The following is a 13,942-nucleotide window of genomic DNA, read 5'->3' as shown; positions in this document are numbered from 1 at the left end:
TAATACGTTTGGGGGCGTTTTTAATCCATTATATTGAACAGCTAAATTTATTTCAGCCAATTAATTCTTTTGGTTTGTACATTCTGAGAACTGGTTCCCACCATAATATCAAACTCACCTTCTTCCCAGTCAAAATTCAATTCGTCATCAAAAAATTTCAGATCATCCGGAGTCAGGGTAAATTCTACTTTTTGGGCCTCTCCTTTTTTGATAAATATTTTTTTAAAACCTTTCAACTCTTTCACAGGTCTTACTACTTTTCCAAAAAGATCTCTTATATAAAGCTGTACGACTTCCTCCCCGTCATATTTCCCAGTATTGGAAACCGTAACACTTATGTTTAATTTCTGATCCCCTTTCAGGTTTTCGGAACTTAAAATCATATCGGAATAGGTAAAATCTGTATAACTTAACCCAAATCCAAACGGGAATTTCGGATCATTATCGAGATCAATATATGCTGAAACGTAATTTCTGTCTGTATTATTCTTTGCAGGTCTTCCTGTATTGTAGTGATTATAATAAACCGGAATCTGCCCTTCGGTTCTTGGAAAAGTCATCGGAAGTTTTCCACTTGGATTTACTGCTCCAAACAGAATATCAGCAATAGAATTCCCAGCTTCCGTTCCCAGCCACCAGGTATAAACAATAGCTGGAATATGATCTGCCGCCCAGTTGAAAATCAAAGGTCTTCCTGCATTAATCATAAGAATAATTGGTTTTCCTGTTTTAGCAACTTCTTTTAACAGATCTTCCTGTACCCCTGAGAAACCAATATTGCTTCGGCTTTTTGCTTCACCACTCATCGCATGTCCTTCTCCTAAAGTCATAATCACCACATCAGATTTTCTGGCTATCTCTATTGCTTCTGCAAACATGGTTTTGTCCTGATCATCTACATTGCAGCCTTTTGCATATAATAAGGTAGAATTTTTACTGAGTTGATTTTTAATCCCATCAAACTGTGAAACAATTCTTTGGGTATCATCTTTAAAAGCAATAGACCAAAACCCATGATTAGCTACGGTTTCCTTACCAAACGGACCAATTAAGGCCACTGTCTTTACTTCTTTTGAAAGCGGAAGCATATTGTCTTTATTTTTAAGAAGAACAATACTTTTAGATCCGAATTCTCTTCCGAATTTTCTGTTTTCCTGGTTATTAACCTGTTCTTTCTGTCTTTTTTCATTACTGAACCGGTAAGGATCATCGAAAAGCCCCATCTCGAATTTTTTGGTTAAAATTCTTCCTGTAGCATCATCCACCAGTTTAGCATCTACTTTTCCTTCTTTAACAAGTTTCGGAAGTTCTGCCATATATACCCGGCTTTCCATATCCATATCACTGCCTCCCTGTATTGCTTTTTCAGCAGCCTCAGCACCATCTTTTGCATATCCGTGAGGAATCATTTCTCCAATACTTCCCCAGTCTGAAACTACAAAACCTTTGTAATTCCATTTTCCTTTCAGTAAATTTCTTTGGATATATTGATTGGCTGTAGCTGGAATTCCGTTAATATCATTGAAAGAATTCATGAAAGTAGCAACTCCGGCTCCGGCTGCCGCTTTGAAAGGCGGAAGGTAGGTTTCATTCAGTTGTCTGAGGCTCATGTCTACCGAATTATAGTCTCTGCCTCCTACCGCTGCACCATATGCTGCAAAATGTTTTGCACAGGCCATAACGGCATCAAGGCTTCCTAATCCTTTTCCCTGAAATCCTTTAATTCTCGCCAACCCGATCTGAGTTCCCAGATAAGTATCTTCTCCTGAACCTTCCATCACTCTTCCCCACCTTGGGTCTCTGGCAATATCTACCATCGGGGCAAAAGTCCAGTGAATACCATAAGCAGACGCTTCTGTAGCTGCAATTCTTTCTGATTTCTCTATCATTCCCAGATCCCAGCTTGCTGCCTGCCCAATGTTAACAGGAAAAGTAGTTCTGTATCCATGGATAACATCCTGTCCGAACAATAAAGGAATCTTCAACCGGGACTGCATGGCCAGTTTCTGAAATGCTCTGGTTTCTTCTGCTCCGGCAACATTCAGCATAGAGCCAACTTTTCCTTTTTTTATTTCTTCCAACACTGCCGCTGAATTGGAATGCTGGGGTCCTGTGGCATATTCAAATCCACTGTACTGCACCATCTGCCCTATTTTTTCTTCCAGTGTCATTTTAGATAAAAGTTCCGCTACTCTCTGATCTGTTGTTTTCTGTGCGTAGGCGCTCATTCCAAATGCTGAGAATGCCAGTAACAAATAAACTCTCTTCATACTTATTCAATTAAAAAATATAAGTTGCGGCAGATTGCCCAGGAATGTTCACTGTAGCGATCTTTCCGGCAAATTTAATATTAAAATTTTCAATGCCTTTATTATCATTCTGAACAATCAGCACTGTTTTCCCTGCCGGAGTTCTAAATGCTGCTGTTGATAAATATCGGGTCTGGGTAGAAGCAATACGCCGGGAACCTGCCGGTATAAACTTAGAGGCATGTGCCACAATATAATAACCTACATTTCTGGTAAAGTTTTCACTGTCAGAAACGGTAATAGCTCCTTTACATTCTGTACATCCGCCGTCTGTATGGGGACCATATTCTGCATCATTGGCAAGATTCCATTCCAGAGCTGTTTTACTCCAGTTCCTCATGGATCCGATGATCACATTCTTCATATGCCAGTTCAGGTCTTCGCTGAAAGTTCCTTTTGAACCTGTCCATTGTTCGGTGAAATATAAATTCTTATCGGGAAAAGCATCATGAACTGTACTTAATGCTGATATATCACCTTCATACAAGTGAAAAGCAGATCCGTCAATATACTGATTAGCATCCGGGTCTTTCAGAATATCAAGGGCATATTCCGGTTTGTTGCAATTGTGATCGTATACAACAATCTTTGTTTTGATATTGTTCTTTCTAAAAACAGGTCCCAGATAGCCTTTAATAAAATCTCTCTGTTTGTCAGACGGCATATACATACTTGGGTTATTACCCGGATGTAAAGGTTCATTTTGAGGGGTAACAGCGTCAATAGTGATCCCTTCCTTCCGCATTTCATGGATGTATTTCACAAAATAACGGGCGTAAGCCTCGTAAAATTCAGGTTTTAAACTTCCCCCTTTCGACTTTCCGTTATCTTTCATCCAAACGGGAGCAGACCACGGTGTTGCAATAATCTTTATCTTAGGATTGATGGCTAAAATTTCCTTCAGCATTACAATAAGGTCCTTATTTTTTGCTAAACTGAATTTGGAAAGCGAAACATCAGTCTGTCCTTCCGGAAGATCATCATAGGAAAAAACTTCACCATCAAGGTCTGAAGCTCCAATGCTTAATCTCAGGTAACTGATAGAAACAGAATTTTTATCATTCCCAAAAAGCTCATTCAATAATGCTTTCTTTTTTGATGAGGATAAACGATTGATTACCTCACCACTTCCTCCTGTCAACGTATATCCGAAACCATCAATATATTGAAACTTTTGGGTATCATCAATTTCAATATTCTGAAAGCTGTTGGTATTATTTACAAATTTAACTGGGGGCTGCTGCTGTAATTTTGCACTTTCATCTCCTTTTGTAAGCCAGTACTGTATTTCATTTCCTTTACTGGAAACATTAGACACACAAGATAAAGAAAAAAGGGCCACACCACTAAGTAGTGCGGCACCTCTAAAGAAACTATATAAGTTGTGAAACTTCATATTTTAGTAACCGGGATTTTGCTTGATCTTCGTATTAAGAAGTTCATTATAAGGAATTGGTAAAAGCTCATTCTTATTAGGCTTAAATCCTCTTGATGCTAATTTGGAAGGTGCTTCTCCCCATCTTACAAGATCAAACCATCGGTGTCCTTCACCGGCTAATTCACGTCTGCGTTCATCTTTAACAGCTTGTAGTGTTACCGGTATTGAAGGAAGTCCAACTCTTGCTCTTACTGCATCCAATAGAGCTTGAGCTCTCGCACCTGAGCCGTTTAATGCTTCCGCTTCCATTAAGTAAGTGTCTGCCAACCTAATTACGATGTAATTCCTACTGTAGTTTAACTCCGGAGCTCCGGGAAGATTAGAAACTTCATCTCTTCTAGGAAGATATTTATTCAAAAAATAACCGGTATCATTATGAGCAGGAGAATATTTAATCTCTCCGTTTGCAGTCAGTTGTTTTGCGTTCAGGATAGTGGCATTGACTCTCGGATCGTTCTTCAAGAAATTATAAAGATCTTCTGTTACAGTATTAAACGCCCATCCTGAAACAATATCAGGCGCCGTAGTTTTTAATCTATCGTATCCTCTTGGTCCTATCATTATACAGATAGAATTTCCTTCATCTTTCCCTTGACCCCAGAAGCCCCAATCCGAATTTCCTTTATTGGTATGCATTACTTCCAGAATAGATTCTGTGGTGAACTTATTGTCCGGTCTCCACAGGTCATCATAATTGGCAATTAATTTATATCCATACTGACTGACTTGTCCCGGCGTTCCGTTTACTTCAGCAAATTGAGCTGCAGCAAGATCTTTTTTATTGTTATACAGATAAATTTTTCCTAAGATAGCTCTGGCTGTCCCCTGGCTTATTCGTCCTACTTCAGCCTTGTTAGTAGGAGCAATAGATAGTGGAAGATCATTAATGGATTCTAAAATATCTGATTCAATTTGCTCGTATACTTTCTGAGGTTCTGCCTGAGGAATATTATAATAATCATCGGTAGCTGTAATAGGTTTTAAAATTAGTGGAATATTCCCAAACATTTTCAGCAATTCAAAATAGTAAAGAGCCCTCAAAGTTTTAGCTTCAGCAATAAATCTCTTGCGTGTTTGATCATTCATTTTAGCATCTGGAATTCTCTGAATAAGAAGATTTGCTCTAGCAATTCCCTGATAGAAATCATTCCAATAGGTTTTAGGAACAGTAATCTGATCAATAGAATAATTAGAAAAACTTTGTATCCCGGTACCGTCTGTAGGACTTCCACCCCCAGAATAGAAATCATCAGAAGCTGCGTTAAAGAAAGTTACTGTATTTTCAAACCCACCGGAATATTTTCTTAGAAGGTCATACACTGATACCAGTGCACTAAAAGATTGTTCTTCATTCTGGAAGTAGTTATTGGAGTCAAAAGCTCCTTTATTCTGTACATCTTCAATGAACTCATCACCACAAGATACGGAACTGAATCCAATACCTGATGTAAGAGCGATCAGTACTATTGCTTTATAGAATCTATTTTTCATGTTGTTTTTTAGAATTGAATATTAGCACCAAATATGAATGTTCTGGCCTGTGGATAATAGGCTCTATCTATTCCATAGGAATCGTTTACAGCAATCTCAGGATCATATCCTGTATATTTTGTAAACGTAAACAGGTTTTCTCCTGTCACATAAAATCTCACTTTACTTGCACCAAAGCGTTTTGAAATATCTCCCGGCAAGGTATATCCCAGCTGAACCAATTTAATTCTCATAAAATCCCCTTTTTGAAGATAATAGTCAGACATTTTGGTGTAATTCTCATTTTTGTCGTCAGCATCCAATCTTGCCACCGTATTTGAAGTACCAGGTCCTGTCCATCGATCAAGAATTGTAGTTTGATAATTGCTGTAGAACAGATCAAGTCTTCTGAGACCCTGGAAAATCTTATTCCCCCCCTGTCCTTGTAAAAACACCATCAAATCAACATTCTTATAATTAAGATTTAATGTTAAACCATAGGTAAACTTAGGCACAGAACTTCCTAAATATTCATAATCATCCTGATTGATTCTACCATCACCATTTGCATCCAATCTTTTAAAATCACCAGGCTTGGCATTAGGCTGTATCAAGCCACCACTAGCATTTCTATAGGCATCAATTTCTGACTGTGTCTGGAAGATACCCAGATTCTGATATCCATAAAAAGCTCCATAAGGTGAACCCACCTGGAATCTTGTTACCGGTCCCATAGACTGGAAAGATGCAAAGTTTTCGTAGATTTTATCATCTTCAAGTCTTGTTACTTCATTCTTTAAATAGGAGAAATTACCATTTACTGAAATTCCGAAATCAGACCAGGTCTTTTTATATCCCAGATTAACTTCAACTCCAGTATTGTTCATATCCCCCACATTTCTCCAAGGTCTGTCCGGAGCACCTACATATCCCGGAATATCCACCTGGCGAAGAATATCCGTTGTTTTCTTCTTAAACCAATCCACTGTCAAAGTAAAATCATTTAAGAATTTCAAATCGGCAGCAATATTCAACTGAGAAGTCTCTTCCCAGCGAAGATCCGGGTTTTCAAGAGTAGTTGGAGCATATCCGATAATGATATTATTATCACCATAAGTATAATTGCTTCCTGATTTAAGGAAATTGGCAAACCTGAAGTTTTCAATAGCATCATTACCTAAAACACCATATCCTCCCCTGAATTTCAAGGTATTAACGACCTTATTCTCCGGCCAGAAGTTTTCGTTGGAGATATTCCATCCCAAAGAGAAGGCTGGAAAGTTTCCCCAATGTCTGTTTTTTGCAAATTTAGAAGAACCGTCTCTACGTATTGTACCGGTAAACAGGTATTTATCTTCATAATCGTAAATAACTCTGGCAAAATAAGAGGCCTTATGAGTTTCAACTCCGTCATAAGCTGATGTTGAACGGTTCTCCTGCGGAACATCAAAATTAAAGGAAGCGTCTTCCCAGGTATTCACAGGCAGATTGATATAAGTGGTGTTGTTTCCGGAACCTATATTATAAAAGTAAGCTCCCTGTCCGATTAATACACTTAAATTATGATTTCCCCACTTATTCTGATAAGTCAATGTATTTTCCGTATTCCATTCAAGCTTCCTATTGCTCTCTCTTAAAAAGCTATTGAATACTGTATTTCTTGAATTGGTATTAAGATAAAATTTAGGGGTAAACTGCTCTTTTCCCCAATAAGATAGCTTTCCGTTAAGGGTAGTTTTGAAAGTAAAATGTTGTAAAAACTTTAACTCTGCAAATATATTTGCCACGAAATCATCAGACCAGTTATATCTTCCACGCTGTGTTTGCCTGAATGCCAGCGGGTTTGTCATCTCATTCTCTACAATAGTTGATACTCCATAAGGATTTCCAAAGGCATCTCTAATCAAATAAGGAGAAATGCCTGCATTATTATATGGGCTTGTATTCAATAAGGCAGGGTCTGTAACCACTACTGGTGTTACAGGATCTAAATTTATAGCCGAACTTAAAGGTCCTCCGAATTCGTCATTCGCATTAACTCCTTTTGTCTTTTGATGAGTATAGGAGAATGTTTGTCCAATGGTAAGAAAATCAAAAACTTTATGGGTAGAATTCAGCCTTACATTCATCCTTTTATAATTTGAAATATCTTTCAGAACAATTCCATCCTGTTCATAATATCCGAAAGAAGAATAAAAAGTAGATCTGTCATTACCTCCACTTATACTGAATTCATGAGATTTTCTTTCAGCAGTGTTGAAAACTATGTCCTGCCAGTCTGTACCAGCTCCAAAAGATTGAGGATTAGTAAAACGCGGGGCCTTTCCTGCATTGGTTAGAGCTTCATTAATAATAGTTCCATACTGGCTGGCATTCAAAAGATCCAATTTTTTTGAAGCTGATCCCACCCCGTAAAAACCGTTATAGGTTAAATTCATTTTTCCCTTCTTCCCTTTCTTGGTCGTTACAAGAATAACCCCTTTAGCAGCAGAAACACCGTAAATTGCTGCTGATGCACCATCTTTCAGAATTTCAATATTTTCTATATCAGACTGGTTAAGCCATGCAATATTATCCACCACAATTCCATCTACAACCCACAAAGGATCATTACTTCCGGCACCGAAACTAGTTACCCCACGCACCCTTACTGTTGCTGCAGATCCCGGCTGTCCGGAATTAGTAACTACAGAAACACCGGCTGCCCTACCTTGTAACACTTGCTCCGGCTTACCTGAGGGAATATCCTCAATATCCTTTGCTCTTACACTTGCTATAGCTCCCGTTACATTACTCTTCTTCTGAGTCCCGTAACCAATCACTACAATCTCATCTATTTTGTTTTCTTTAGAAAGCGTGTCCTTTTTCGTCTGGCCACTGAAGTTAGCCGTAAAATAGAGGACGGCAATCACTCCCAAATTTCTCGATATTCTTACATTCATATACAGCTATTTGTTTTAATTCTCAAATTGAGACAATAAAAATATATTTTTTTTCAATTAATTAACATTTTATTAATAAATATTTTAAAATTTCGTTTATTATTGAGGGTTAAAAGCTATATCTTCGCATCAATTATTCATAAAAAGCTATAAAAATTCAATAAATTTAACTCCCGAAATGACCACTAAGCATTCCAAAATTTCTCTTCCATTAAAACTGACCTTCCTTATTTTCTCAATGGTACTGAACTGTATGGGGCTTATCATCCTTCAGCTTGCAGATACCAATATTACTTACGGAGAACTGGGATTTCTGGAATCTTTTAAAGACCTGCCTATTGCTTTCATCTCTCTTTTTGCAGTGAGTTTCATCAATAAAACAGGAACAAAAAAAGCATTAATTGCAGCTTTAGCTATTGTAGGATTTTGCTCCTGTCTGCTTCCCTTTATAGAAGAATTCTGGTTTTATAAAGTATGGTTTGCCATTATCGGAGCTTGTTTTGCCATTGGAAAAATATGTGTGTTTGGAATCATCAGGAATAATATTTCAGATGAAAAATCTTTGGCAAAGACAATGAACAGCGTAGAAGCTTCATTTATGATAGGAATATTTGTTGTCAATACAGGTTTTGGATGGCTTATCTCCAGTCAATATTCTGAATTCTGGAGATTTGGGTTTCTGATGATTGCTGCATTATCTGCAATTACTATATTCCTTCTTTCAAAAATAGAAATAGCAGAGTCTAAGCCATCGGAAAACAATAATATATTCTCAGAATTATCAGGATTTACCACTCCTGTGGTTGCTTTATTCCTTGCTGTGATCTTCTTTATTGTTTTTGTAGAACAGGGGTTTAATTCCTGGCTACCCTCCTTTTACAAGAATCATCTGAAAGTCAATTCATTCTTTGCCCTTCAGGCCACTTCTTTCCTTTCTCTCTTTTCGTATGCAGGAAGAATTGTTACAGCCAATATTATCCGTAGGTTTTCATTATCCAGATACTATATCACCTGCATATCTCTTATTATTGTTGTACTGATCATAATCTTAGGTATTCAGTATTTTGATTCCGGAGATTCAAGGATTATCCTCTTTTTGTTCCCGGTTATAGGTTTATTTCTCTCACCACTCTATCCTGTTGTCAATTCAAAAATGATCAATTTGGTTGATAAAGAAAAAATCAATCTGTTTACCTCACTTATTGTTATTTTTTCTTCCCTGGGAAGTTCTGTAAGTTCCATCATCATGGCTATACTCTTTGGAAAGCAGCTTTTGAACTTTTACCCCTTTTATATTTTATGTACTGTAATTCTTCTTTTTGTGATTAGTTTGATGTATTTTAACGTCTCAAAAAGAAAATATAGAAAATAGTTTTATTTTTACATCCATGAAAATCAAAGACACAAAAAGTAAACAAACACTTCAGGAACTGATCGATACAAAGGATTTTGTTTCTCATATTTCTGTAGACTGCACAATATTCGGCTTTCATAATAATATCCTGAAAGTACTGTTATTAAAATACCATGATCTGGATCTATGGTCACTTCCGGGTGGTTTTGTTTTTAATGATGAAGACCTGCGGGAAGCTGCAGAAAGGGTCTTGTATGAGCGGACGCATCTTAAGGATCTGTTCTTAAAACAATTCCATACATTCGGAAGAATTGACCGTACGGAAAATAATGTTCACCAGATCCTGCTTAGAAATAAAGGAATTGAAGTGCCGGAAGACCACTGGATCTTCCAAAGGTTTATTACAGTAGGCTATTGCAGCCTTATTGATTTTTCACTGACAAATACTTTTCCGGATGCCTTTAATGAAAGCTGCGAATGGTTTGAAGTAAATAATCTTCCCAAAATGGCATTCGACCATGACAGAATTATAGAAACCGGACTGGAGTACCTGAGAATGAATATCAATACTGAAGTTGCAGCCAGCAATCTTCTTCCTGAAAAATTTACAATGAAGGATCTTCAGGCGCTTTATGAAACTATTTTAGGACAGAAATTCAGGAGAAATAATTTCCAGCGAAAAATTTTAAGCCTCAATATCCTTGACAGGCTGGAAAAACTATATGATGGTTCTGCCAACAAAGCTCCTTACCTGTATACATTCAAGACCAAAGTACATAATGCCACTAATCAGTATCCTATCTCCAATGATGAGGAGGTTTAAAATACGGATTTTATCCCTAAAACAGGAAAAAAACATATTATCTGTTTGAAAACCAGCATTTAGATAAGTTTTCAAAAAAATTTCTCAGACACCACGAAAAATGTTATTTTTAACAAAATCAAAAAATCATGTCATATTATCCTCTTACAAGCATCCCTGATTATTATGGAATTGATGCTTTACTTACTGAAGAACACAAACTGATCCGCCAATCTATCAGAGACTGGGTTGAAAGTTTTGTAATGCCGCAGATAGACCAGGCAGCGCAAAATCATACTGACCTTCCTGGCCTGATGAGAGAATTAGGGAAAATCGGAGCATTAGGTCCGTATATCCCGGTTGAGTATGGAGGTTCCGGATTAGACCAGATTTCTTATGGTCTTATCATGCAGGAGTTGGAAAGAGGAGATTCTGCAGTGCGTTCTGCCGCTTCAGTACAAAGCTCTTTGGTAATGTTTCCTATTAATGAATTCGGTTCCGAGGAACAGAAAAAGAAATACCTTCCCAAACTGGCTGCTGGAGAAATGATCGGTTCTTTTGGATTAACGGAGCCTAACCATGGTTCAGATCCTGGTTCTATGGAAACTTATTTTAAAGATATGGGAGACCATTATCTTTTGAATGGCGCTAAAATGTGGATTACCAACTCTCCACTTTGCGATATTGCCGTAGTATGGGCAAAAAATGAGGAAGGAAAAGTACAGGGGTTAATTGTTGAAAGAGGAATGGAAGGATTCACGACTCCGGAAACACACAATAAATGGAGCTTAAGAGCATCTAAAACAGGAGAATTGGTATTCAACAATGTAAAAGTTCCGAAAGAAAATTTACTTCCCGGAGTTACAGGACTGAAAGGGCCATTGTCTTGTCTGAACTCTGCCAGATATGGAATTTCATGGGGAGTAATAGGAGCAGCTATTGACTGCTATTGTACAGCTGTTCAGTATTCTAAAGAAAGAAAGCAGTTTGGAAAGCCAATAGGTTCTTATCAGCTTCAACAAAAAAAACTGGCTGAATTTTTAACTGAGATCACAAAAGCTCAATTATTATGTCTTCAGTTAGGAAATCTTAAAAATGCTCATAAAGCCACTCCTGCACAAATCTCAATGGCTAAACGTAACAACGTGAAAATGGCTATCGATATTGCAAGAGAATCAAGACAGATTCTTGGAGGTATGGGTATCATGGGAGAATTCCCTATGATGAGACACGCTGCCAATCTGGAATCTGTAATTACTTATGAAGGCACTCACGATGTTCATTTGTTAATCACCGGTTTAGATATTACAGGTATCAACGCATTCTAAAAAAGGAAAAATATAGAACTGAGAGTCTGATCTTCGGATCAGACTCTTTTATTTTACTCACATTTCAGAGAATTTAATATTCAATGAATAACTATTAATGTCTTAATGTTTTTGTGAAATTAATAAAAATACTACATTAACAGTAGTAAAAATTCACAACATGAAGAAAATCACAACTTTTTTAATAGGACTCACCACTCCATTTTACTTCGCTCAACAGGCAGGTGATGTAGTAAGTTCCGAACTGAAACTGGATTTAACACCGCAGGGAGTTGTTAATTTCATTGCCAATAATCTTGGTAAACAAAATGCTCCTGATTTTGTAAGCTACCTGAATGGTTTCAATGTAGGTTTAAAAGGATATAAAATAACCTATTACACCAAAAATGAAAACAACGTCCTTGTAAAAGCAACCGGGCTTTTGATGTATCCTAATGTTAACATGAAACTTTCCACAGTAGTTTCAGATCATGGAACTACCGACAGCAGATATAATGTTCCTTCACATTTCAAAGGGACTCTAACAGCCGGATTCGTTGTGGAACTTTCTTATGTACTCAACGGTTATATTTTAATGGCTCCTGACTATGTTGGGATGGGAGACGGAGAAGGTGTACATCCTTATGTAGATTATGCTACTGAAGCAGGAGCTACTATCGATTTTGTTACTGCAGCCAATAAAGTATTAGCCCAATTAGGAGTAAAGCGTTATGATGAATACTTCCTGGCGGGCTATTCTCAGGGAGCGCACGCAGCCATGTCTACTTTAAAAAGACTGAATGTTTCCAATCCCGGTAACCTGCAATTCAAATACGCTTATATGGGTGACGGCCCTTATGATATGTCAGAAACCACTTTAAAAAAAGGTGTTTTAGAAAAGGATATTTACCCGTTCAGCTCATTCCTTGCCAATGTTCTTCACAGTTGCAACAATACCGGATATAAAACGTATACTAATGATATTTCAGAAGTTATTTCTGCAGAATATCTTGATCAATATAACTATCATGTTGTTCAGGACAACGGCGGTTTACTATGGGGGCCATTTATATGGAGAAAACTATTCACAACCAATTTCATCAATGAGGTCACCAACAACCCTAGCCATAAATTCAGACAATGTCTGAAGCCTAAAGACGTATACGACTGGTATAATAAAACACCTATGACTTTAGGCCATTCTACTGTTGATCTTGCCATTCCGCCGGAAAATACCTCCAAAACTATTGATGTACAGCATGGTTATTACGCATGGTGGGATCTGAACAAGTATAAACTCGATTCTTTCTACTGGGGCCCTATCGGGCATGTAGGTGGTATTATCCCATTTGTTCTTGCTTCTAATGCCAAGTTTAATACCTTAAGAAGTGGCGGATTGTTTAATCAATGGGCTGCTTTGGGATCTGTTTTTGGGAAACAGTCTACAGAACCTTCACTGGAATCAAAAACTTCTACTCTATTTTTATCTCAGATAAAACCTGATCTTGGAAATATGCAGTTGGTTGAAGTTGCTGATTTCAATAAAGAAAAAGCAAGCAGCAGATCTGCAAACGACCATAGCCTGGCAGCTTTAAAAGATGGTGTATATCTGTTGAAAGTATCAGAAAACAGTAAGGAAAAAATGCTTCCATACATCAGAATCACACCTAAAGAAATCGCTGAAAATGAAATTGTACAATCTGAAAACAATGCAGTTTTAAAATTAAAAATTGATGAGAATGAGCTTTCAGCAGTTCATATTTTTGATGAAAATAAAGATCTGGTTAAAACCGTTTCCAAAGACCAATATGAGGAAAACGGAGGCATCAGCCTTAAGGATCTGGATACTCAGAAATACACATTCGAAATAATTACCCCCTATTATAACCTGCAGTTCAGTAAGAACCTTGGAAACAGTAAACTGGAAAACAGCACAGATATTTTTGCGCAGAACAGACAGATCAAAGCCAGATCTGATAATGATATTAAAAACATCAGTATATACAGTGTTTCCGGGGCTTTGATTTACCAGCAGGCAGTAAAATCCCAACAATTCGAATCAGGCCATATGGAACCTGGAGTATATGTAGTACAAATGTCTCTTTCCAATGGAAAAACAATCAATAAAAAAGTCAAACTTTAGCATCTAATCCTTTTTATATATCATTTTCAAGTTAATTTTGGCACTCCAGCAATGGAGTGCTTTTTATTTTTATGTCAGGAAGCTGGAAGAAGGAGGCCAGAAGTTATTGCTCAACAAAAGACTTCTGCAAGTCCTGTAATTTAACAAGATAAAGTTTTTCTATTGTCAAAAACAACT

At 37.3% G+C, this 13,942-nt stretch carries 8 protein-coding genes; 4 read left to right on the top strand and 4 right to left on the bottom strand.

Going from position 1 to position 13,942, the window contains the following annotated elements; translation table 11 throughout:
• Positions 1-47: 47 nt before the first annotated feature.
• Genes bglX through EG339_RS16355 form a run of 4 tightly spaced genes read right to left on the bottom strand, consistent with a single transcriptional unit; the run spans position 48 to position 8,159 of the window.
• A complete protein-coding gene (gene bglX, locus EG339_RS16370) occupies positions 48-2,270 on the bottom strand; it encodes a beta-glucosidase BglX (protein WP_123871022.1) in 2,223 nt (740 codons plus the stop codon).
• Between the two features lie 10 nt (positions 2,271-2,280).
• Positions 2,281-3,705 (bottom strand): glycoside hydrolase family 30 protein, encoded by a 1,425-nt coding sequence (locus EG339_RS16365; RefSeq protein WP_123871021.1) that lies wholly within the window; start codon positions 3,703-3,705, stop codon positions 2,281-2,283.
• Between the two features lie 3 nt (positions 3,706-3,708).
• A complete protein-coding gene (locus tag EG339_RS16360; protein WP_123871020.1) occupies positions 3,709-5,238 on the bottom strand; it encodes a RagB/SusD family nutrient uptake outer membrane protein in 1,530 nt (509 codons plus the stop codon).
• A gap of 8 nt (positions 5,239-5,246) precedes the next feature.
• A complete protein-coding gene (locus tag EG339_RS16355) occupies positions 5,247-8,159 on the bottom strand; it encodes a SusC/RagA family TonB-linked outer membrane protein (RefSeq protein WP_123871019.1) in 2,913 nt (970 codons plus the stop codon).
• 178 nt (positions 8,160-8,337) lie between these two features.
• On the opposite strand from EG339_RS16355, the gene EG339_RS16350 reads away from it, so the two are divergent.
• The 4 genes from EG339_RS16350 to EG339_RS16335 all read left to right on the top strand — a co-directional run bounded on the left by EG339_RS16350 (position 8,338) and on the right by EG339_RS16335 (position 13,765).
• Entirely contained in the window at positions 8,338-9,531 is a 1,194-nt protein-coding gene (locus EG339_RS16350) for an MFS transporter (RefSeq protein ID WP_123871018.1), read from the top strand.
• A 16-nt stretch (positions 9,532-9,547) separates the two neighbouring features.
• Entirely contained in the window at positions 9,548-10,336 is a 789-nt protein-coding gene (locus EG339_RS16345; protein ID WP_123871017.1) for an NUDIX hydrolase, read from the top strand.
• 128 nt (positions 10,337-10,464) lie between these two features.
• Positions 10,465-11,643, top strand: coding sequence for an acyl-CoA dehydrogenase family protein (locus tag EG339_RS16340; RefSeq protein ID WP_123871016.1), 1,179 nt, complete (start codon positions 10,465-10,467; stop codon positions 11,641-11,643).
• 160 nt (positions 11,644-11,803) lie between these two features.
• Positions 11,804-13,765, top strand: a complete 1,962-nt coding sequence (locus EG339_RS16335) for a T9SS type A sorting domain-containing protein (RefSeq protein ID WP_123871015.1) — start codon at positions 11,804-11,806, stop codon at positions 13,763-13,765.
• Positions 13,766-13,942: the final 177 nt, after the last annotated feature.

It is taken from the genome of Chryseobacterium bernardetii, assembly GCF_003815975.1.
Classification (GTDB): domain Bacteria; phylum Bacteroidota; class Bacteroidia; order Flavobacteriales; family Weeksellaceae; genus Chryseobacterium; species Chryseobacterium bernardetii.
Note: the sequence above shows the minus strand (reverse complement) of the source record. Positions and strands in the feature narration are given on the sequence as shown.